18 protein-coding genes are annotated in these 20,837 nt (G+C 67.7%); 10 read left to right on the top strand and 8 right to left on the bottom strand.

What is annotated here, in order from left to right; genetic code table 11:
• Positions 1-8 precede the first annotated feature (8 nt).
• Positions 9-1,550, top strand: a complete 1,542-nt coding sequence (locus tag EV646_RS16100; protein ID WP_132149236.1) for a glycoside hydrolase family 18 protein — start codon at positions 9-11, stop codon at positions 1,548-1,550.
• Positions 1,551-1,592: 42 nt separating this feature from the next.
• On the opposite strand, the gene EV646_RS16105 is transcribed toward EV646_RS16100, so the two are convergent.
• Positions 1,593-2,483 carry a LysR family transcriptional regulator gene (locus EV646_RS16105; protein ID WP_132149238.1) on the bottom strand — a complete coding sequence of 297 codons (891 nt, stop codon included), beginning with the start codon at positions 2,481-2,483 and terminating at the stop codon, positions 1,593-1,595.
• A gap of 71 nt (positions 2,484-2,554) precedes the next feature.
• Between EV646_RS16105 and EV646_RS16110 the strand changes: the two genes are divergently transcribed.
• Together EV646_RS16110 and EV646_RS16115 are read left to right on the top strand one after the other, a co-directional pair.
• Positions 2,555-3,763, top strand: coding sequence for an MFS transporter (locus EV646_RS16110; protein ID WP_132149240.1), 1,209 nt, complete (start codon positions 2,555-2,557; stop codon positions 3,761-3,763).
• A 4-nt stretch (positions 3,764-3,767) separates the two neighbouring features.
• Positions 3,768-4,217 carry an aminoacyl-tRNA deacylase gene (locus EV646_RS16115; RefSeq protein ID WP_132149242.1) on the top strand — a complete coding sequence of 150 codons (450 nt, stop codon included), beginning with the start codon at positions 3,768-3,770 and terminating at the stop codon, positions 4,215-4,217.
• On the opposite strand, the gene EV646_RS16120 is transcribed toward EV646_RS16115, so the two are convergent.
• On the bottom strand, positions 4,214-5,113 hold the full coding sequence (locus EV646_RS16120) for a helix-turn-helix domain-containing protein (protein ID WP_132149244.1): 900 nt from the start codon (positions 5,111-5,113) through the stop codon (positions 4,214-4,216). The genes EV646_RS16115 and EV646_RS16120 overlap by 4 nt on opposite strands.
• A 404-nt stretch (positions 5,114-5,517) precedes the next feature.
• Here EV646_RS16120 and EV646_RS16125 point away from each other — a divergent pair, with 404 nt between their 5' ends.
• Entirely contained in the window at positions 5,518-6,348 is an 831-nt protein-coding gene (locus EV646_RS16125) for an HAD family hydrolase (protein WP_132149246.1), read from the top strand.
• Positions 6,349-6,628: 280 nt separating this feature from the next.
• On the opposite strand, the gene EV646_RS16130 is transcribed toward EV646_RS16125, so the two are convergent.
• Complete coding sequence (locus EV646_RS16130) at positions 6,629-7,402, bottom strand: Fic family protein (protein WP_132149248.1); 774 nt, start codon at positions 7,400-7,402, stop codon at positions 6,629-6,631.
• 24 nt (positions 7,403-7,426) lie between these two features.
• On the opposite strand from EV646_RS16130, the gene EV646_RS16135 reads away from it, so the two are divergent.
• From EV646_RS16135 to EV646_RS16150, 4 genes are all read left to right on the top strand, one after another.
• Positions 7,427-9,649 carry a bifunctional glycosyltransferase/CDP-glycerol:glycerophosphate glycerophosphotransferase gene (locus EV646_RS16135; RefSeq protein ID WP_132149250.1) on the top strand — a complete coding sequence of 741 codons (2,223 nt, stop codon included), beginning with the start codon at positions 7,427-7,429 and terminating at the stop codon, positions 9,647-9,649.
• 106 nt (positions 9,650-9,755) lie between these two features.
• The gene (argS, locus tag EV646_RS16140; RefSeq protein WP_132149252.1) at positions 9,756-11,447 is read left to right on the top strand and encodes an arginine--tRNA ligase; all 1,692 of its coding nucleotides are present in this window, start codon (positions 9,756-9,758) and stop codon (positions 11,445-11,447) included.
• A 10-nt stretch (positions 11,448-11,457) separates the two neighbouring features.
• Complete coding sequence (locus EV646_RS16145; protein WP_132149254.1) at positions 11,458-12,486, top strand: alpha/beta hydrolase-fold protein; 1,029 nt, start codon at positions 11,458-11,460, stop codon at positions 12,484-12,486.
• Positions 12,487-12,528: 42 nt separating this feature from the next.
• Positions 12,529-13,497, top strand: a complete 969-nt coding sequence (locus EV646_RS16150) for a GNAT family N-acetyltransferase (RefSeq protein WP_132149256.1) — start codon at positions 12,529-12,531, stop codon at positions 13,495-13,497.
• A gap of 45 nt (positions 13,498-13,542) precedes the next feature.
• Here EV646_RS16150 and EV646_RS16155 read toward each other — a convergent pair whose 3' ends face one another.
• The gene (locus EV646_RS16155) at positions 13,543-15,024 is read right to left on the bottom strand and encodes an MFS transporter (protein ID WP_132149258.1); all 1,482 of its coding nucleotides are present in this window, start codon (positions 15,022-15,024) and stop codon (positions 13,543-13,545) included.
• 149 nt (positions 15,025-15,173) lie between these two features.
• Between EV646_RS16155 and EV646_RS16160 the strand changes: the two genes are divergently transcribed.
• Positions 15,174-15,752: a TetR/AcrR family transcriptional regulator gene (locus EV646_RS16160; protein ID WP_241996026.1), complete on the top strand. Its 579-nt coding sequence runs from the start codon at positions 15,174-15,176 to the stop codon at positions 15,750-15,752.
• On the opposite strand, the gene EV646_RS16165 is transcribed toward EV646_RS16160, so the two are convergent.
• Complete coding sequence (locus EV646_RS16165) at positions 15,742-16,935, bottom strand: DUF2786 domain-containing protein (RefSeq protein WP_241996027.1); 1,194 nt, start codon at positions 16,933-16,935, stop codon at positions 15,742-15,744. The two genes, EV646_RS16160 and EV646_RS16165, sit on opposite strands and share 11 nt — an antisense overlap.
• Positions 16,936-17,115: 180 nt before the next feature.
• Between EV646_RS16165 and EV646_RS16170 the strand changes: the two genes are divergently transcribed.
• Complete coding sequence (locus tag EV646_RS16170) at positions 17,116-18,504, top strand: FAD-binding oxidoreductase (RefSeq protein ID WP_132149262.1); 1,389 nt, start codon at positions 17,116-17,118, stop codon at positions 18,502-18,504.
• A gap of 4 nt (positions 18,505-18,508) precedes the next feature.
• Here the strand turns inward: EV646_RS16170 and EV646_RS16175 are convergent, their stop codons facing one another.
• The 3 genes from EV646_RS16175 to EV646_RS16185 are packed head-to-tail and all read right to left on the bottom strand — an operon-like array spanning position 18,509 to position 20,737.
• Positions 18,509-19,255, bottom strand: coding sequence for an SDR family NAD(P)-dependent oxidoreductase (locus tag EV646_RS16175; RefSeq protein WP_132149264.1), 747 nt, complete (start codon positions 19,253-19,255; stop codon positions 18,509-18,511).
• Positions 19,248-20,489 carry an AMP-binding protein gene (locus EV646_RS16180; protein ID WP_132149266.1) on the bottom strand — a complete coding sequence of 414 codons (1,242 nt, stop codon included), beginning with the start codon at positions 20,487-20,489 and terminating at the stop codon, positions 19,248-19,250. The genes EV646_RS16175 and EV646_RS16180 overlap by 8 nt, the downstream gene beginning before the upstream one ends.
• Positions 20,486-20,737: a phosphopantetheine-binding protein gene (locus EV646_RS16185; RefSeq protein WP_132149268.1), complete on the bottom strand. Its 252-nt coding sequence runs from the start codon at positions 20,735-20,737 to the stop codon at positions 20,486-20,488. The genes EV646_RS16180 and EV646_RS16185 overlap by 4 nt, the downstream gene beginning before the upstream one ends.
• Positions 20,738-20,837: the final 100 nt, after the last annotated feature.

Consider the following 20,837-nt stretch of genomic DNA (forward strand, 5'->3'; position numbering starts at 1 on the left):
GGAGCATCATGAAACGCATCTCGATGGCGATTGCAGCCATCACCGCAGTAGTCCTCTCGCTGATAGCAGTCCCCGCAGCCAACGCCGCAGGTGTCACCGCGACATTCACCAAGGTGTCCGACTGGGGCACCGGCTTCGAGGGCAAGGTGACCATCACCAACGGCACCACTAGCTCGCTGAGCACGTGGTCGGTCGCACTGGACTTCCCGTCCGGCTACACCGTCACCAGCACCTGGGACGCCACGCACACGACTAGCGGCCAGACCCACACCTTCACCCCGCCCAGCTGGGCCGGACCGCTCGCACCCGGCGCAACCGCCAGCTTCGGCTTCAACGGCAGCCCCGGCAACTTCCCCGGCCTCGCCGCCTGCCGGCTGAACGGCGGCTCGTGCACAGGCGGCGGTGGCGGCACCGTACCCGCTGCACCCACAGGCCTCTCCGGTACGGCGTCCTCGTCGTCTGTGAGCCTTACGTGGTCGGCAGCCTCCGGAGCAACCAGCTACAGCGTCTACCGCAAAGGCACGAAGGTCGGCAGCCCGACCGGTACGTCGTACACGGACTCCGGGCTGACTGCGAACACGACGTACAGCTACCAAGTGAGCGCGTCCAACAGCGCCGGAGAGGGTGCGAAGAGCAGCAGCATCTCCGTCAAGACCACTACTGGCGGTGGGAACACCGGCAGCGCAAAGGCAGCGCCGTACCTCTACATGGGCTGGGGTGACCCGCCGAGCCCGGCGACCGTCATGAACGCGACCGGCATCAAGTGGTTCACCATGGCCTTCATCCTGTCGTCCGGCGGCTGCAACCCGGCCTGGGACGGCAGCCGGCCGCTGCAGGGCAGTGCGGATGCCAATGCGATCGCGGCGATCCGTGCGGGCGGTGGCGACATCGTGCCGTCGATCGGTGGCTGGAGCGGCAACAAGCTCGGCCCGAACTGCAGCACGCCGGACGCGCTGGCCGGGGCGTACCAGCAGGTGATCAACGCCTACGGGCTGAAGGCGATCGACATCGACATCGAGAACTCCGACGAGTTCGAGAGCGAGGTCGTCCAGGACCGCATCCTGAATGCGCTCAAGATCGTCAAGCAGAACAACCCGGGGATCCAGACGATCCTCACCTTCGGTACGTCGACCACCGGCCCGAACTACTGGGGCAACCGGCTGATCGAGCGGTCCGCGGCCCTCGGCGCGAACATCGACATCTTCACGCTGATGCCGTTCGACTTCGGCAGCTCGAACATCTACAACGACACGGTCGGCGCGTCCCAGGGCCTGAACAACAAGCTGAAGGCGACCTTCGGCTGGACGACCGCCCAGGCCTACGCCCACCAGGGCATCTCGGGCATGAACGGTCTGTCGGACCAGCAGGAGCTGACCACGACGGCCACCTGGCAGAACATCACCAACTGGGCCAAGTCCAACGGTCTGGGCCGGCTGGCGTTCTGGTCGGTGAACCGTGACCGCGGCTGCGCCGGCGGCGGAGTGGTCTCCAACTGCAGCGGCATCGCCCAGCCCGACTGGGAGTTCACCCGCATCACCGCAGGCTTCTGAGAACCAGTACGGCGGTGCGCCCACAGCGCGCCGCCGTACCCCTCATCCGGTCGATACCGGTACTCGCTCACCGACGAACGTCCGGAACCGCTCCGCGGCCGGTGTCAACGGCGTCCGGAGCCGCCAGCTCAGGCCGATCTCCCGGCGGGCCTGTACGCCGGCCAGCGGCACCGAGACCGCACCGCTCTCATTCCCTCGGACGGAGCCGGACGGGATGATCGCGACCCCAAGGCCGGCGCCGACGAGGCTGTCGATGGTCGCGAGGTCGGTCGCCTCGAACGCCAACTGAGGAGCGAACCCGGCCGCGCGACAGAGCTCGTCCGTCACCCGCCGGAAGCCGAACCCGGGCCGTAGCCCGACGAACGGCTCCTCGGCAGCCGCCGCCAGCTCGACCCTCCGCCGGTCGGCCAGCGCATGCCCCGGCGGGACGTGCAGACACAGCCGCTGCCGCTCGAGCAGATGCCACCCGAACACCGCAGGGTCCGGCCGGGGCGAGATGATCCCGATCTCGGCCTCGCCGGTCTCGAGGTCGTGGACGATGTCATGACCCGCCTCCTGCCGAAGCGCGAACCGCACATTCGGCGCGAGTTCGCGGAAGGCCTTCAGCAGATCCGGCATCAGGCTCGTCGCGACGGAGTGCAGAAACGCCAGCCGGACCACCCCGGACTCGGGGTCGAGCAAGGCGTCGATCCGCTGCCGGGCCGTGTCGACGGCAGCTGTCCCCGCCCGAGCGGCCTCCAGGACCAGCCGTCCGTACGGGTTCAGCCGCACGCCCCGGTGCTCACGCTCGAAGAGCTGGACCCCGAACGCGCTCTCCACCCGGCGTAGCGAGCGGGACAGATTCGGCTGGCTGGTGCCCAGCGCCGCGGCCGCCTCGGTCAGATGTTCGGCTTCCGCGAGTACGACGAACCAGCGCAGATCTTCGACATGCATACCATCAGCGTATCGATTACTGCTGAGATCGACATTTTACGTATCGCAGAACCTTTGGCACCGTCGAAGGTATGCACAAAGCCCTCGCCACCAGGTCTGGCTACCTGCCCGGCGACCCCGGGTACCGTCGCCTGTCGATCGCGCTCTTCGCGGCGGGCCTGGCGACCTTCGCACTGCTTTACAGCACCCAGGCGCTGCTTCCCGACCTGGTCGAGGCGTACGGCGTCTCACCCAGCCAAAGCGCGTTCAGCGTGTCCTTCGCCACGTTCGGCCTCGCGATCGCCCTCCTGATCGCAGGCCCCTTGTCGGAACGCTACGGGCGTACCGTGCTCATGCGCTGGTCCGTCGCGGGCTCGGCCTTCTTCGCGATCCTGGTAGCGGTCGCGCCGACCTGGCACACCCTGCTCGCGGCGCGAGGCCTGCAGGGTGTCGCGATGGCCGGACTGCCGGCCGTAGCGATGGCCTACCTCCGGGAAGAGGTCCACGAGAGCAGTCACGCGCGGGCGAGCGGTCTCTACATCGCAGGCACCGGCGTCGGCGGCATGGCAGGTCGTCTGATCGCAGGCGGCCTTGCTGACCTCGGAGGCTGGCGGCTGGCGTCCGGCGGAATCGCGGCTCTAGGGGTGCTGTGCACCGTAGTGGTGTGGCTGCTACTTCCGGACTCACGGAACTTCCACGCGACCTCACCAACCGTCCAGACAGGTCGAGTACTGCGGGACCCGGCGCTCCTAGCGCTGTACGGCGTCGCAGCGACCGTGGTGGGCGCGTTCGTCGCCGTCTACAACGGAGCTGTCTTCCGGCTATCGGATTCTCCGTACGACCTCGGAGCAGGGCCGATCGGACTGCTCTTCAGTGTCTATCTCTTCGGTTCAGCCAGTTCAGCCGCGGCAGGCCGACTTGCTGACCGGTACGGGCGTCGGAGCGTCGTCCCGGTTGGTTGTCTGGTCAGAGTGGCCGGCGTGGCGATCACTCTGGCTGCGCCACTCCCACTGATCGTCATCGGGCTCGCTGTGATGACCGCAGGCTTCTTCGCCGTACACGGCGTGGCGGGCGGCTGGGTCGCCGTACGGGCGCATGCCGGTGGCGGCGGCACCGGACAGGCCGCCAGCATCTATCTCTTCTCCTTCTACGTCGGCTCGTCCGTCTTCGGCGGTTTAGCCGGTACGGCGTGGAGTCGCGCAGGCTGGAGTGGTGTCGCACTCGAGGCCGGGGTGCTGTTCGCTGTCGCCGTGGTGCTGGCTCTGCTGCTGAGGAACATTCCCAGCAAGATGCAAAACTAGCCGGGTGACCAGAGCGATCGATGCTGCCGACCAACTGGGCCTGAACTACGAGGTGACCAGGCACGGCCGGGTCAACTCACTCGAGGAAGCCGCGGCCGCCCGAGGGATCGAACCAGCCAGCCTGATCAAGACGATCGTGGTGCGACTGGCCGACGACGACTACCGGTTCGTGCTGGCGCCTGGCGACCGGGAGATCGCCTGGCCGAAGCTGCGCGCACTGCTGGGCGTCAACCGCATCTCGATGCCGGACAAGGACACAGCCTTCGCCGTGACCGGCTACGTCCGCGGCACGATCACTCCGCTCGGCAGCACGCACACCTGGCCGGTCATCGCCGACGAGCGGATCACCGGGACCATCTCCATCGGCGGCGGCGACCACGGCGTCGGCATCACCGTCAGCGCCGACGACCTGGTCAAAGCGCTCAACGCCACCGTCGCCGACGTGACCGATTAGACGAGCAGTCCGCGCTGACCCGCACGAAGACCGGCCTGGAAGCGAGTAGTGGCGTCCAGCGCTTTCAGGATCCGCTGCATCCGCCGCTCGACCGTCCGTTGCGCCACACCGAGCCGGCGGGCGATCGCCTGGTCCGTGAGCCCAGCTGCGGCCAGCGCCAGCAGCTGACGATCCTCGAAGCTCAGCGGGCCCTCGGGTGCCGACGGAGAGAGCGGAGCCGCCTGCTGCCACAGCAGCTCGAACAACCGCAGCAACCCGTCCAGCAGACTCGACGGCCCCAGCTCCACGACTACCTCTGGAGCGGTGTGCAGCAGGCCAGTCGTCCGATCCACCACAACCAGCTGCACCGGTACGTCGCGCAGGATGCGGCAACCCGTAGCTGCTGCCACGTCACCCGGCTCCGCTAGCGACGCCATGTCGTGGACAACCCGGTAGGAGACTCCGGGCACCCGGCCCAGCTCGAGTGGCCAGTCAAGGACCAGCACCTCACTCTGCGCACATTGCTGAGCCTGGGAGAAGCGCTGCGTAATCGCCGAAGCTCCACGAATCACATTGCACGCGTCATTCCGGGCTCTGAACTCAGCCGTGAGTACCGACGCACCCAGCCTGGCCTCGACGATGGCGGCCTGCTTCCGCAGGGCCAGCAGCTCCACGGCGGCCTCCGGCACAGCGGGCACGTACTGAGCGGGGCGACCCGGTGTTCGGGAGGCCAGGCCGAGGGCCAGCAGGGATCGGAGATGGCGGCCGACGCGGGTGGCCGGCCAGCCGGTGTCGGCGGCCAACTGGGACGTCGTCGATTCCGGCCGGACCAGAAGGGCTCGATAGAGCTGCTCGTCCTCGGAACAGACGCCGAGGGCTCCCAGCCTGCCCATGGGGCGGTGCGCAGGCGTTCTCATGACTTACAAACTGTGACTGCCTAACTACATTGTCAAGACTCTGCATAAAGTGTCCGCGCTCTCACGCGAACAAAGCTGAGAAATATACAGTTCTTTGACAATTACCGGGAAAGGCGACGGCCCCCGGCGGGGGGGTGACCGGGGGCCGTCTTCGGCCACGGGCTCGGGGGGAGGAGCCGGGGGCCGATCAGGAGGCGACAGTCTGCCACTGTCAGGGAGTATGTACCCCCCAAGTCCGGCGTCCACACATCTCGGTTCGATTTCAACCAGATGCACTTTTGCCGGGCGCCGGGATCGCCGATCAGGCGCTCCCGAGCCAGTGTCACTGTCACACTGGCAAACAGTCTAACGGGAGACCGGTCAACACAAAAGCCCGGGTCCCCCGGCGTTTCTCCGAGCTGCCTATGCTCGACCCCATGGCGCACCCTGGGACGGCCCGATCGGCCGCCTTCTTCGATCTGGACAAGACCATAATCGCCCGTTCCAGCACCCTCGCGTTCTCCCGGCCGTTCTACGCCGGCGGGCTGATCAACCGCCGGACCGTGCTGCGCAGCGCCTACGCCCAGTTCGTCTATCTGCTCGGCGGCGCGGATCACGACCAGATGGAACGAATGCGCGAGTACCTCTCCGCGATGTGCACCGGCTGGGACGTGGCGACGGTGAAGGCGATCGTGGCCGACACCCTGCACCACATCGTCACGCCGATGATCCACGAGGAGGCGGTCGAGCTGATCGAGCAGCACCACGCGGCCGGCCGGGACGTGGTGATCGTGTCGTCGTCGGGGGCGGAGGTGGTCGAGCCGATCGGCGCGATGCTCGGAGCGGACAAGGTGATCGCCACCCGGATGGTAGTTGCCGACGGCAAGTACACCGGCGAGATCGCGGAGTACGCCTACGGCCCGCACAAGGCGACCGCGATGCACACGCTGGCGGCTGCCGAGGGTTACGACCTGCGGAACTCCTACGCCTACTCGGATTCCGTCACCGACGAACCGATGCTGGCCGCCGTCGGTCATCCGCACGCGGTCAATCCGGACAAGGCGCTACGCCGTCTCGCGGTGTCGCGAGACTGGCCGGTGCTCGACTTCAGCGAGCCGGTCGGCCTGGCCGAACAATCCCGGTTTCGCCAGGTACGACGTCCCGCGATGACCACCGTTGCGGTCGCCGGACTGGCCGCCTGGGGACTGTTGTACGCCGCTCGCCGGCGCTCCCGGCCGGCCGCCGACGAGGCCTGAAGCTGAAGTCGACTTCATTCTTCTCAACTCCATGAAGGCCGCGTAAGCCCTTCACAGAAAGGGTTTTCAGGAGTACAAAGGAGACACAAAGGACCTTCGGGTCCGGTAGAGATTGCACGGCACCCCGGCACCCACGCGGCGACCAGCCCATCCCAAACGGGCAGCACGACCCAGGCAAGTCCTGTGGCGGCAGACAAGGTGCACGCATGGTAACCAGGGTGACGTGCCAGCGACCGGCGTTCTCGTCAGAGGACGCCGTTCGCATGTCCGGACCGGTCGCTCACGAAGCCAGCGGCGACCGCTCGGCACCGAGTGTCACGACCTCGCAGCTGCGCAGCAACCAGTCACGGACGCCGGTCAACCCTCGCGCTGCGTAGTCACCGAGCGCCGACGGGTACGAACCCGCCAACTCATAGTGACCGGCCTCCGGCACCGTGACCGCGACCGGATCGATGCCTCGGGCAACTAACACGCAGCGCTCGGCCGCCCGGGCAACCAATCCGTTCGCGGTCAGGAAGGGCCGCAGGATGGCCAGCTCGGCATGGACGATCGCCGCGACGACCAGACCGGGTGCCTTGGTCGGCTGGGTCAGGTTCTGCGCGAGAGCGCTCAGCCGGTCCCACATCTCGTCCGCCGACGGTGCCGGCGGCAGCCCAGGGATGTCGTCCGGCACCGGTTCACGACTGGTCCGGAGATGGCCCAGCTCTTGGTCCGGGCCGAGGTCGACGGCGGCCAACTGGTGCAGTCTGGTCCAGACCTGCACCGGCGCCGTGTCCATCTGCGGAGCCAGCCGCATGAGCTCGCCGGTCATCCGGACTGCACCGGAAGCCAGTCCGTCGACGGGCCCACGTCGTACCTCGTCGAGGGTCGCCGGGCTGCCGGCCAGGGCGGCGGAGGCGTGGGCGCCCCGGAGCAGCGCCTCGGCGGTCACCTCCGAGCCGACCTTGCGCAGGCCGCGGTCCCGCAGCAGTACGTCGACCGCGTCGCGGGCCGCCTGGGCCGCCGACCCGACCCCCTCCAGACCAGCCAATGGCTCGAACACGTCACTTCCCATGACCGCAGCCTAGGATGACGTGGCATGGCGCTCGGCATCGTCCCCAGGTTCAGCATCGTGGTCCCCTGCCATGCCTCCCGGGCCTGGCTGCGACCGTGCCTCGACTCGGTACTGAGCCAGTCGTTCACCGACTTCGAGATCATCGGGGTGGATGACGCCAGCCCGGACGGGTCCGGCCGGATCCTGGACGAGTACGCCGCCGCCGACCCGCGGGTGCGGGCGCTGCACCTGCCGGAGAACGTCGGCCTCGGACTGACCCGGAACGCCGGGCTGAAGGAGTGCCGCGGCGACTACGTGCTGTTCCTCGACGCCGACGACGTGTACCTGCCCGGCTCGCTGGAGGGGATCGCGGCCCGGATCGAGGCGACCGACGAGCCGGACATCGTGATGTTCGACTACGAGCGGATCTTCTGGGACGGCCGGGTGGTCCGCAACCAGCGGCACGACGCGTTCGCCCGGGAGGGCGCGGGCGTCTTCACCGCGGCCGAGCGGCCGATCTTCCTCACCTTCCTCGAGGTGGTCTGGAACAAGGCGTACCGCCGCGAGTTCCTCGCCCGGCACGGGTTCGCCTTCACCGCCGGCTTCTACGAGGACGCGCCCTGGACGTACTCGACCATGCTCACCGCCGAGCGGATCGCGACGCTGGACCGGGTTGTCGTGCACTACCGCCAGCACCGGACCGGCGGCAACATCCACGCCACCGGCGGCCGCCGGCAGTGGGACATCTTCGACCAGTACGACCGGGTGCACGCGTTCATCCAGTCCGATCCGGAGCTGGCCGGCTGGCGGCGGTTCGCCTTCGACCGCTCGCTGGACCACATCCTCGCCGTACTCGCGAAGCCGGAGCGGATCGATCCGGACGACCGGGCCGAGTTCTTCCACGCTGCCCATGAGTTCGCCAAGCGGTGGAAGCCGGAGGGGTACGGCGCCGACCGCACCGGCCGCGGGTTCAAACGCTGGATGCTCATCCACGACGACTACGCGACGTACTCGACGCTCAAGCTGAGCGCGAAGGTGCTGCAGGTGCCGAGTGCGCGCAAGACCGTCGGGAAGCTGCTGCACCGTGGCAAGCTCGACCCGAACCTGGCGGCGTACATCTCGTACTGGGGCAAGCAGTTCGCCTGCAACCCGCGGGCGATCTACGAGAAGGCGGCCGAGCTGGCGCCGCAGCTGCGCGGCGTCTGGGTGGTCGACCCGGACTACGTGAGTGTGATCCCGGAAGGCGTCGAGTACGTCGTCGCGGGCTCACCGGCGTACCAGAAGCTGCTGGACAAGGCGACGTACTTCATCAGCAACATGAACTGGCCGAAGGAGCTGGAGAAGCGCGAGGGGCAGATCCATATCCAGACCCACCACGGCACGCCACTGAAGTCGATGGGGACGGATCTGCGCAACTTCCCGGAGGCCGGCAAGGACCTCGACCTCGAGGAGCTGATGCGCCAGAGCGATCGCTGGGATTTCAGCGTCTCCTCGAACCGCTACTCCTCGGAGATCTGGGAGCGGGCCTATCCGGCGTACTTCGAGGAACTCGAGTACGGGTATCCGCGGAACGACCGGCTGATCAACTCGACCATCGACGACGTCCGGGCGATCCGGGCCTCGTTCGGGTTCGACGACTCGAACCTGGTGGTCTTGTACGCGCCGACCTTCCGCGACGGCGTGGACTCAGTGCGGCTGCCCACTGGTCTGGTGGACCTCGGTGGAACGGGCGTTCAGCTCGACCTGGACCGGCTGGCGGCCGCAGCCGGCGACCATGGACGGGTGCTGGTCCGGACGCACTATTCGTTGTCCGCGGCACCGGAAGCGCACTCGGGCACGGTGACGGATGTGTCCAGGTACCCACGCGTCGAGGACCTGCTGCTGGCGGCCGACGTACTGATCTCGGACTATTCCTCCATCACCTTCGACTACGCGAACCTGGACCGGCCGATCATGCTGATGATCGAGGACAAGGGTTTCTACGACAGCCGGCGCGGGACCTACTTCGACATCACCGAGCTTCCACCGGGGCTGATCGCGCGCTCGCCCGAGGAGCTGCTGACCGCCTTGCAGACAGGGGCTTTCGCATCGGCGGAGGCCGCGAAGCACCGGCAGCTGTACCGGGAGAAGTTCTGCGAGTACGACGATGGCCGCGCGGCCGAGCGGGTGGTCCGCCGGGTGTTTCTCGGCGAGACCGACCTGCCGCCGATCGTGCCGCTGGCGGAGCGGAAGCCTGCGCCCTCGCCGTACTTCATGCATAATGGCTGACATGTCGACGCACCCGGAGTCCGCGAGCCTGCGGTCCGTGCTGCGACGACGACGCACTGTCTGAACATCCCAGCCTTGTTCCAGTGCGTCTTCCGAAGGACCCATCATGTCCGCTGTTCTGCCTGTTCTTGCCACCAGATTCTCCGCTGCCGCCGTGGCCGCTTTCGGTTCGCCGTACGGCGAACTCGACCCTGAGCTGCGGGCGGCGACGAAGCCGGAGTTCGGGCACTACCAGAGCAATCTCGCGCTGCGGATCGCCAACACGCTGGGGCGGCCGCCGCGGGAGGTCGCCGTGCGTCTGGTCGATGCCCTGTCCCTCGACGACCTCTGTGATCTACAGATTGCCGGCCCAGGTTTCATCAACCTGACGCTGCTGCCGTCGACTCTCGCAGCCGCGGTCAACCAGCCGGTCAGCTTCAACCCGACAGGCAAGCGGGTGGTCGTCGACTACTCGCAGCCCAACGTCGCCAAGCAGATGCACGTCGGTCATCTGCGGTCGACGGTGATCGGCGACGCGCTCTGCAATGTGCTCGCTTACCTCGGATACGACGTCGTCCGGCAGAACCACGTCGGCGATTGGGGCACGCAGTACGGGATGATGATCGAGCAGCTGCTGGCCGACGGCCTGACGGCGGAATCCCTTGATCTGGAGGGATTGCAGCTGCTCTACGAACGGAGCCGGAAGCATTTTGATGCCGATGGCAACTTCGCGGACCTGTCCCGGGCACGGGTGGTGCTGCTGCAGTCCGGCGATCCGGAAACGCTGGCGAGCTGGCGGCGGATGGTCGAGGTGTCGCTGGACGATTTCGAGCAGGTCTATGCCCTGCTCGGGTCAGGGCTGAGGCGGGCGGACGTCGTCGGTGAGAGTGCATACAACGACGATCTGCAAAACGTCGTTGATGAGCTCGACGCCGCCGGCCTGGTGACTGAATCGGACGGCGCGTTGTGCGCGTTCCTGCCTGGATTCACTGGTAGGGACGGCACCCCGCTCCCGGTGATCATCCGGAAGTCCGACGGCGGTTTCCTTTACAGTACGACGGATCTGGCCGCGATCCGGCATCGGGTGAACACCTTGCACGCCGACCGGATCGTGTACGTCGTCGACCATCGGCAGTCGCTGCATTTCGAGCAGATCTTCGCCCTTGCCCGGATGGCCGGTTGGTTGCCGCCGACGACGACCGCCGAGCATGTTGGCTTTGGCACCGTGCTCGCGGCGAACGGAAAGCCCTTCAAAACCAGGGACGGCGGGACCATCAAGCTGGTTGCCCTGCTCGACGAGGCGGTCGCGCGGGCGGACTCGTTGCTGGAGGGCCGGGAAGGTATCGATCGGGGAGCGACTGCCCGGGCAGTCGGGATCGGAGCGGTGAAGTACGCCGACCTGTCCAGCGACCGGGGCAACGACTACGTGTTCGACCTGGACCGGATGGTCTCGATGACCGGCAACACTGGCCCGTACCTGCAGTACGCCCATGCGCGGTTGACGCGGCTGCTCACCAAGGCCGGCATGAGCGCCGGTGACGTGACCGTTTTGCAGGAGCCGGCCGAGGAGCGGCTGGCGCTGATCCTGAGCGGCTTCGCGGATGTCGTCGTACAGGTGGCTGAGACGCTTCAGCCGCATCGGCTGTGCACGTATCTCTACGACGTGGCGACGGCGTTGTCGGTGTTCTACGAGCAGTGCCCGGTGCTGACCAGCGAAGGCGAGACCAGGGCGAGCCGGATCGCACTCTGCACCGCGACGCGGAAGGTGTTGCAGGATGGACTCGGCCTCCTTGGGATTGAGGCTCCAGACGCGATGTAGGAGGTTGCCGATGTTGCCGTGGTCCGCGGAACTCGCCGGGCGGTTCGAGCAGACGACGTACGACAGCACCTTGCTGCGCGGGAATCCGCTCGGTGACCCGCACGAGCGTCCGGTGCTGGTCTACCTGCCACCGGGGTACGACGAGTCCGACCGCCGCTACCCGACGATCTACGTCGCGATGGGGTACACCGGGCACCTCGGCATGTGGTTCAACCGGATGCCGTTCCGGCAGCCCTACCCGGAGTTGCTCGACGCGTTGTTCCAGGAGGACGACGTACCGCCAGCAATCGTGGTGTTCGTCGACGCGTGGACCAGGGTCGGCGGCAGCCAGTACCTCGACTCCCCTGGCACTGGGCAGTACCACTCGTACCTGTGCGACGAGATCGTTCCCTGGGTCGACGCCCGCTATCGGACTCTCGCTGACCGCGACCACCGTGCGATCACTGGGAAGTCCAGCGGCGGCTATGCGGCGATGGTGACGCCGCTGTTGCGGCCGGACCTCTTTGGCGCTCTCGCGACCCACGCCGGCGACGCCTGCTTCGACCTGGCCTACCGGCCCGAGTTCCCCAACCTGGCACGGTTGCTGCGCTACAAGTACGACGGCAGCTACGACACCTTCTTCGAGTCCTTCCACAGCCGCGCCGGGCAGAACACTCACGAGGACCTGCAGCTGGTCGAGATCTACGGCTACTCCGCGGCGTACTCCGCTGAGCCAGACGGCACTGTCCTTCTTCCATACGACGACCTGGGCGTGGTCATCCCGGAGATCTGGGAACGCTGGCTGACCCGCGACCCGGTAGAGATGGTGCGCCAGCCGCAGTACGCCGATGCACTCCGCTCGATGCGGGCGGTGTGGATCGACGCCGGCAAGCAGGACGAGTACTACCTCGACCTGGGCGCCACTGCCTTCCACCGCGCCGCTCAAAAGGTCGGCGTGCCGGACGAGCGGCTGCACTTCGAGTTGTTCGAGGGAAAGCACGGCGGCATCGAGTACCGGTACCCGCTCGCGGTCCGCTGGCTGGCTGAGCGGCTGCAGTAATTCAGGTGTCCTGGCCCGCGGAAACGCCGTACCTTCGAAGCCATGAGTTGGCCGGAGGGGATTGAGGCGCGCCCGATCGACAAGGGTGACGCGGACGCGTGGGCGGAGTTGCTCGCCGCCAAGGAGGAGGTCGACCAGGAGGGCGAGAATTACAACGCTCAGGACCTGGTCGACGAGCTGGAGGACCCGCATCTCGACCCGGCGACGGACACCATTGGTCTGTGGGCCGACGGCCGGATGATCGCCTATGGGAAGCTGCACGCTTCCGACACGGTGATCGACCTCGACCGGGTCGGCACCGAAGGAACCGTTCACCCGGAGTGGCGCCGTCGCGGTATCGGTACGGCGCTGATGCCCTGGCTGATGAACCGGGCCGGCGAGTTGCACGCAGCCAAGCACCCGGAGGCGCCCGGTGAGGTCACCGGCAACCGGATCAGCACAAATGTCGGTGCGGAGCGGCTGTTCCAGAAGTTCGGTTTCGAGGAGCGCCGCTATTTCTTCGACATGAAGCGTCCGCTGGACCAGCCGGTGCCGACGGCCGCACTCGAGGGCGGCCTGCGCCTGGTGCCGTTCGACACGTCGATGGACGAGGCGTTGCGACTGACGCACAACGAGGTCTTCCTGGACCACTGGGGCTCCACCCCGAAGGACGCCGACAGTTGGAAGACATGGTTCACCGGGGCCCGGGCGTTCCGCGGTGGGATGTCGTACGTCGTCCTCGACGGCACCACGATCGCCGCGTACGTACTCGGCTACGAATGGGAGGCCGACACGGAAGTCACCGGGAGCCGGGACCTGTACATCGGCCAGGTCGGGACTGTGAAGTCCTACCGCGGCCGCGGCCTGGCCCGGGTAACCCTGGCCAAGGTCCTCGCCAAGGCAGCCGAGGCGGGCTACCAGCGCGCCGGCCTCGGCGTCGACGCTGACAACCCGACCGGTGCCCTCGGCCTGTACGAGCGCCTCGGGTTCTCCGTCTCCTCCAAGTGGGTCAGCTACGGGCTGCCGCTCTGATGGGTCAGCGGTACGCCGATAATCGGCGTACCGCTGAATCCGTCATCAGATGTGTGAGTCGACCACCACGGGTTCAGGCGTCGGCTCGATCGGCTGCCGCCGGAACCAGGTCCAGGGGCGGACGGTGAGGACGATCATCGTCAGGCTCAGGGCGGCGTAGACGAGTGAGCCGATGAAGGCCGCGTGCACGCCTTCGGTCAGTACGTCGTGCGGCGTGGTCGCGGTCGAGTTGCGGCTCGCCGTACCGAAGATGGTGACCAGGATGCCGAGGCCGAGTGCACCGCCGACCTGCTGGACCACGTTCAGCATGCCGGACGCGGCACCCGAGTCCTCCGGAGCGACACCGGAGATGGCCCGGCCGACCAGCGGGATGAAGATCATCCCTGCGCCCAGACCGAACAGCAGCATCGGCCCGACCACGTCGTGCAGATACGTGCTCTGGGCGTCCAGCTGGGTCAGCCACACCGTGCCCAGTGTCACCAGCACGGAGCCGGTGACCAGCAGTTTGCCGCCGTCGATCCGGGCCACTAGCTTCGGCACGATCCGGGACGCGGCGAACAGCAGACCGGTCAGCGGCAGGAAGGACACGCCGGCCGCCAGCGGGCTGAGCTCGAGCACACCCTGCAGGTACTGCGTGAGGAAGAAGAACATCCCGAACATCGTCCCGACCACCAGCAGCATGGTCACGTACGACGCCGAGCGCTGAGCCGAGCGGAACAGCCGCAGCGGAACGATCGGGTGGCTCACCCGGCGCTCGATCAGGACGAACGACACCAGCAGCACCACACCCACCGCGAAGGCGGCGAGCACCTCGGCCGACGACCACCCGACCTCCGCGACCCGGATGAAGCCGTAGACGAGCGAGGTGATGCCGAGCGTCGAGGTGAGCGCGCCGGCCACGTCGAACCGGCCGGTCTCCGGCTCGGTCTCGGTCAGCACCCGCCGGGCCGCGATGACCAGGCCGATACCGATCGGCACGTTGATGAACAGGCCCCAGCGCCAGGACGCCCAGTCCGTCATCATGCCTCCGAGGACCAGGCCGACGCTGCCGCCGCCGGACGACACCAGGCTGTAGTAGCCGAGTGCCTTCATCCGCTCGGGGCCTTCGCGATAGGTGAGCATGAGCAGGGTCAGAGCGGCCGGCGCGGCGATGGCGCCGCCGATGCCCTGCAGCACGCGGGCGGCGAGCAGCAGTTCCGCGTTCGGCGCGAGACCGCCGAGCAGTGAGGCGAGCGTGAAGACGCTGACTCCGGTGACGAATACCCGGCGGCGACCGAGCAGGTCACCGGCGCGGGCGCCGAGCAGGAGCAGACCACCGAACGCGAGCGCGTAGGCGTTCTGCACCCAGGACAGACTGGACGGGCTGAAGTCGAGGGCCTCCCGGATCTTCGGCATCGCGATGTTCACCACGGTGGCGTCCAGGATCACCATCAGCTGGGTGATCAGGATGACTGCGAGAACTACCCCCGGCCGCCGCGCGGGCGTGCCGGATCCGGCGCCGGCCGGGCCTGAGGATGTTGCCGACATATTGCTCCCTACCCCGAAGGGGCTACAGTTGTGATGAAGAAAGCGGAGCGCTCCTCCGGATACGATACGGAGGCACCCTCCGCTTTGCAAGCGATTTTCGAGGACGACTTTGTGCGGACCGATCGTCACGTTCGGTGAAGGAGGCCGATTTGGGTTCGACACCGCTGCCGACCAGGCGGCCGACCCGCGCGGATGCGGCGCGCAACTACGACCTGCTGGTCACGGCCGCGCGCGAGGCGTTCGCCGAGCACGGCACCGACACCTCCCTCGAGGAGATCGCCCGCCGCGCCGGCGTCGGCATCGGCACGCTGTACCGGCGCTTCCCGAACCGGGTCGCCCTGCTCGAAGCCGTCTACGTGGACGAGATCCAGGGCGTCTGCGACCGCGCCTACGGCTTCGCCGACCAGCTCGAGCCCTTCGACGCGCTGGCCGCCTGGCTGCGCAGCTTCGTCGGGTACGGCGTTTCCAAGAAGACGCTGGCGGTCGAACTGACGGAGGCCCTGGGCAAGGAGTCGCCGTTCTTCCGGGCCTGCAAGGTGAACGTCCAGGAGGCCGGTGAGCTGCTGCTGACGAAGGCGAAGGCGGCCGGCGACGTCCGCCCCGAAATCGACTTGCCGGACCTGATGCGATTGGTCGGCGGCATCACCATGGGCCGGGACATGGAGCCCGAGACGGCCAACCGCCTGCTCGACATCGTTTTGTGCGGTCTCCGGCCAGTTAAGTCCTGATACCGCGCCGCGCGTCGAGCTGCGCCTGATCGGCGGCGGTCAGCCCGGCTTCCCAGCCGGCTCCGTTGGTGATCCTGGTCCGCCGGGTCGTCGTATTCGGGAAGAGCTGGGTGAACAAAGCGTCCACCTGCTCCTCCCGCTTGATCAGCACCGGGAGCAGTCGGTCTTCTGGTACGGCGGCCTCCGCAGCCGCAGTGGTCGCCTGCAATCTCTCCCCGATCCGCTGCGCATAGGCCATCAGGAAGGACTGCCGGAACGACCGGGTCCGCGACTCACCGCGCCGGCCAATATGCTTGCCTGCGGCAAGCATTGCCCGATTCGCCTGCACCAGCAGGGAAGTACTGAGGATCTCGGTGAGCTGAAGATCGAGCTCGGCACCGACGACGGTGACGACGGCCAGCTGATCGATCACCACCGTGCGGCACCGGTTCGCCGACGCGACCGCACCGACAAGCTGTGCCTTGGCCGAGACGTACGGCGTATCGACCCACAACCGCCGCGCCGCGGAGTCGTCCGGAATCTCGGGGCCTGCCTCGACAAGTGCCTGGTCGAGCGAGAACTTCGCCATCAACTCCTGCGCCTTGCCCGACAAAGCTTCGGCCTCCTCCGGAAACTCCGTCGCCTCCGCCTTCGCCAAGAGTGCCCGGATCCGCGCCAGCATCTTGGCGTCCGCGCGTACGACAGGGCCTCGGCCTCGTACCGCCGTACCGGGCAGGGGATAGATGCGGGCCAGGATCGGCAGGGATTGGAGGAAGCCCGCGAGCAAGAGGGCGTGATGGAGGGCCAGGTAGCGGCCGACGCGAGCCGCGGCTGCCCACTGGGTCAGACTCAGCTCGTCGAACGAACCGATGCCCAGGTCGGTGAGCTGGTCGAGCCAGCGTGGGTCGATGGTCGCGGGCTGGTAGGCCTGGTGTTCTGAGGAGATCGCTGCCAGTAGCAGCGGCTCGACGCCTGCCTCCAGCTGACGGCGGCCGTGCTGCACGACATCGGCAGGCGCCCAGCCGCGCTCCCAGGCCGCACGGACAAGCGCGGTCAGAAACCCTTGCAGGCAACGATCCACCTGCGCTTGGTCGCGTTCGTCGTACGCACCCAGGCGGGCCAGCTGCAGGTCAGCCTGATCGGCGCTGACGGCAACCAACTGCGCGGCAACCGGCAGCAGGCGGAGGATTTCCTCGTCACTCATGCGGTCGAGTCTGACACTCAACGAAGTTGTCACTCAAACGCGATGCGGAGCCCTTGTGGAAAACCTGGCCTTTCTGAACCCTGGCTGAAGACAGCGCGCGAAGATCTGCCCTAAAGGACGCTGTCCACAGGGGGTCAGGCACCTAGCTTGACGGCAACACATCGGGGAGGGGTACATCAGATGACTCAGCTTGCGGAAGCTGGATTCGAAGACCTGCGTACGGCCCTGGCAGGCGCCGTACTGGCACCAGGCGAGGACGGGTACGACGACGCGCGGCGACTCTGGAACTCGCAGCATGACCGTCGGCCGGCCGTGATCGCTCAAGCACAGACCGCCGAGCACGTCGCGGCCGCGGTCCGGTTCGCGGTGGCGAACGGGCTCGAGATCGCCGTCCGGGGTGGTGCGCACAGCATGTCCGGCCAGTCGTCGGTGGACGACGGCATGATGATCGACCTCAGCCGGATGAACCAGGTGACGGTCGATCCGGAGGCGCGTCTCGCTCGGGTCGGCGGTGGCAGCCTCCTGCGTGACCTGGACGCGGCGACGCAGGAGTACGGACTCGCCGCGCCGGCCGGCATGGTCGGGCACACCGGTGTCGCCGGGCTCACGCTCGGCGGTGGAATGGGCTGGCTGACCCGGAAGCACGGGCTCAGCATCGACAACCTGGTATCGGTCCAGATCGTCACCGCCGACGGTCAGATCCGGCGCGCGGCAGAGGACGAGAACGCCGACCTGTTCTGGGCGGTCCGAGGTGGCGGCGGCAACTTCGGCGTGGTGACCGAGTTCGAGTTCCGGCTGCACGAGGTCGGGCCGATGGTCAACTACGGTCTGCTGTTCTGGGGCCTGGACCAGGGCGCCGACATGCTGCGGATGACCCGCGAGCTGGCCCCGGCGCTGCCGCGGGAGATCACCGTGGTGCCCGCGTGCCTGAACGCACCGCCGGCGCCGTTCGTGCCGGAGCAGTACCACTTCCAGCCTGGCTACGGACTGGTGGTCGTCGGGTTCGGCCCGCCGGAGGAGCACGAGCAGACACTGGAGCAGATCCGCACGGAGCTGCCGCCACTGTTCGAGTTCGCCACCCCGATGCCGTTCACCGCGCTCCAGCAGACGCTGGACGAGGCGAACGACTGGGGGCGGTGGAACTACGAGAAGGGCTGCTACCTCGAGGACCTGACCGACGACGCGATCGAAGTCATCACCGAGCACGTGCCGAGGAAGAACTCGCCGCTGTCAGCGGTGTTGTTGTACCCGCTCAACGAGGCGTATTCGGAGGTCGACGACGACGCCACCGCGTTCGGCGGGCAGCGCACCGATCGGTACGCGATGTTCGCCATCGCGGTCAGTCCGGTGCCGGAACTGCACGAAGCAGAGACGGCCTGGGTCCGGGCGTTCTGGGACGCGTTACAGCCCCACTCGATGGGAATCGGCAGCTACGTCAACGGAATGGCCGAGTCCGACGAGAGCCGGCTGCGGGCGACGTACGGCGACAAGTACGACCGGCTGGTCGAGATCAAGCGCACGTACGACCCGGACAACGTGTTCCACCGGAACGCGAACATCAAGCCGTAAGCCTTCAGATCGAGGCGGCGCCGTCCACGACCAGCACCTGACCGTTGATGTTGGTGTTGTCCAGCAGCAGCATCCGGACCACCGGGACGACCTCGTCCGGCTCGGTCAGGTGACCGGTCGGGGTACGGCGCACGATCTGGTCCAGCTGGGTCTGGCCGAGCACGGCCGACATCTCCGAGGCGAAGAAGCCGGGTGCGACCGAGTTGGCGAGCACCCGGCCGCCGAGCTCGCGGGCGAGTGAACGGGTCGCCGAGTCCATCCCGCCCTTGGTCGCGGAGTAGGCGACCAGGCCCGGGTAGCCGCGCTGCGCGCAAATCGAGGTGACGTTGACGATCCGGCCCTTCAGGCCCTTCGCGAGCATCCGGCGAAGGACGAACCGGGTCAGCACCAGCGGCGAGGTCAGGTTGGTCTGGATGATCGCGGCCACCTGGTCCGCCGAGGTGTGGACGTGCAGCGAGTCCTGCCCGACGGCGGCGTTGTTGACCAGACCGTCGATCGGGCCGAGCTTCGCCTCGACCTCCTTGACGAAGTCCTGGCCGGCCTTGGGGTCGTTGATGTCGACCGAGCCGTAGTGCAGGTGCTCCGGGTACTTCTCGCCGAGCGCGGTCAGCTCAGGCGTGACGGTCCGGGCGAAGGCGGCGACCTTGAGGCCGGACGCGAGCAGGTCGGTGACGATCGCGAGGCCGAGGCCGCGGGAGCCACCCGACACGAGCACGACCGACGCGGGCGGGACGACGGTGGAGTCAGACATCGCTCTTCAGGGTCTCTTTCTGCGGGATTTCGTCGAGGAACCGGATGCGCCGCGGGACGCCGTAGTCCGGCAGGCGGCTGGAACACCATTGCACCAGGTCCGCGTCGGTGATCGGGCCGAGGGCCGGATTCGGCACCACCTCGGCGGCGACCATCCGGCCGACCAGTGGGGCCTTGCGGGCGAACACCCGCGCCCAGGCGACGCCCGGGTGACCCATCAGCACGTTGCGGACCACGCCGGCCGAGACCTTCGAACCGCCCACGTTGATCTCGTCGGTGTCGAGGCGGCCGGTGATCAGCACCCGGTCGCCGTCGAACTCGACCCGGTCGCCGGTGTGCACCGCACCGACGAGCCCGGCGCCGTGGTGCGGCGAGCGGATGACCAGCTCGTCGCCGTCGACGGACAGTGCGGGACGGTCCGGTTGCGGCTCGCGGTCCAGCCACGCCTTGGGGAAGCCGGCCTTGCCGTCGTGCACGACGATCGAGGCGCCGACCTCGGAGGACGCGTAGATCCAGGAGATCCGGGCCTTCGGGAAGACCTCCCGCAGCTGGTCGAGGATCGCCTGGTCGACGGGCTCACCGCCCAGCGTGATCTGCTCCAGCGGTACGGCGGCCAATGCGTCGGAGTCGCGGTAGATCGCCTGCCGCCAGAAGGTCGGCGTACCGGAGGCGGCGGTGACACCATGCTCGGCGGCGATGGCCGGCCAGGTCTCCAGCTCGTGCGGCTCGATCACGACCACGCCCTGATCGGCCTGGGTCAGTGAGAGCGTGACGATCTGCCACCAGGCGTAGGTGCCCGGGGAGTACGGGAGCAGCCAGGTGCGCGCCGGCTGGTCGCCGGTGACCGTGGTCAGCGACTCGAGGGTGTGGCCGATCCGCTTCGGACGGCCGGTCGAGCCGGAAGTCAGCAGCCACGCCCGGCCGGACTCCTCGACCCGCTTGAGCTTCGCCGGCGTCACTTCGCCGTCGGGCAGCACGATGGCGAAACCGGACTCGCCCAGTTCCTCCCGCAGGCGGTCGTCGACGCGAGACGCGGTGGCGACCAGCAGCTCGGTGCCGTGGACGGCGTGGTGACGGACGGCCGCCAGCGCGTCGGCGCCGTTGTCCACCAGTACGGCGGCCGGCGACGGCAACTGCGGCAGCTTGTGCAGCGTCCGCCAAGTCAGCCTCTTCCCGGCGACGACAACGGTGTTGTCGTCACCGATCAGAGCGGTGGTCCGGCGCTTCGTGGTCACGCCGTCTGAAGTTGCTCGATGAAGTCCAGCACGTCGCCGACCGTGGTGATCCGGCGCAGCCCGGGGGCATCGAAGTTCAGCTCGTCGCCCAGCTCGTCCTCCACCCGGAGGGCCAGCTCGGAAAAGTCCAGCGACCGGAACCCGATCTCCCGCAGATCCGCGGCGTCGTCGCTGGGCAACGTCCTGCCCTGCGCCTTCATGACCTCACCCATCAACTCGCGGACTTTGTCCCGCTCCACCAAACCCATAGCCCCAAAGACTAGCGTCCATCTCCCAACCACCCCTCACGGCGGTTCGGCTGGCGCTGTGACAGCAGGATCTCCCCCATCGGGAGTCCGGCGATGTGCT

Origin of the sequence: Kribbella antiqua (assembly GCF_004345665.1) — a bacterium.
GTDB lineage: Bacteria > Actinomycetota > Actinomycetes > Propionibacteriales > Kribbellaceae > Kribbella > Kribbella antiqua.

Bases quoted from the DNA above. Each gene is read 5' to 3' on its own strand.
- EV646_RS16100 (WP_132149236.1), top strand. From the start codon at position 9: ATGAAACGCATCTCGATGGCGATTGCAGCCATCACCGCAGTAGTCCTC.
- EV646_RS16105 (WP_132149238.1), bottom strand. From the start codon at position 2,483: ATGCATGTCGAAGATCTGCGCTGGTTCGTCGTACTCGCGGAAGCCGAA.
- EV646_RS16110 (WP_132149240.1), top strand. From the start codon at position 2,555: ATGCACAAAGCCCTCGCCACCAGGTCTGGCTACCTGCCCGGCGACCCC.
- EV646_RS16120 (WP_132149244.1), bottom strand. From the start codon at position 5,113: ATGAGAACGCCTGCGCACCGCCCCATGGGCAGGCTGGGAGCCCTCGGC.
- EV646_RS16125 (WP_132149246.1), top strand. From the start codon at position 5,518: ATGCTCGACCCCATGGCGCACCCTGGGACGGCCCGATCGGCCGCCTTC.
- EV646_RS16130 (WP_132149248.1), bottom strand. From the start codon at position 7,402: ATGGGAAGTGACGTGTTCGAGCCATTGGCTGGTCTGGAGGGGGTCGGG.
- EV646_RS16135 (WP_132149250.1), top strand. From the start codon at position 7,427: ATGGCGCTCGGCATCGTCCCCAGGTTCAGCATCGTGGTCCCCTGCCAT.
- argS (WP_132149252.1), top strand. From the start codon at position 9,756: ATGTCCGCTGTTCTGCCTGTTCTTGCCACCAGATTCTCCGCTGCCGCC.
- EV646_RS16145 (WP_132149254.1), top strand. From the start codon at position 11,458: ATGTTGCCGTGGTCCGCGGAACTCGCCGGGCGGTTCGAGCAGACGACG.
- EV646_RS16150 (WP_132149256.1), top strand. From the start codon at position 12,529: ATGAGTTGGCCGGAGGGGATTGAGGCGCGCCCGATCGACAAGGGTGAC.
- EV646_RS16155 (WP_132149258.1), bottom strand. From the start codon at position 15,024: ATGTCGGCAACATCCTCAGGCCCGGCCGGCGCCGGATCCGGCACGCCC.
- EV646_RS16165 (WP_241996027.1), bottom strand. From the start codon at position 16,935: ATGAGTGACGAGGAAATCCTCCGCCTGCTGCCGGTTGCCGCGCAGTTG.
- EV646_RS16170 (WP_132149262.1), top strand. From the start codon at position 17,116: ATGACTCAGCTTGCGGAAGCTGGATTCGAAGACCTGCGTACGGCCCTG.
- EV646_RS16175 (WP_132149264.1), bottom strand. From the start codon at position 19,255: ATGTCTGACTCCACCGTCGTCCCGCCCGCGTCGGTCGTGCTCGTGTCG.
- EV646_RS16185 (WP_132149268.1), bottom strand. From the start codon at position 20,737: ATGGGTTTGGTGGAGCGGGACAAAGTCCGCGAGTTGATGGGTGAGGTC.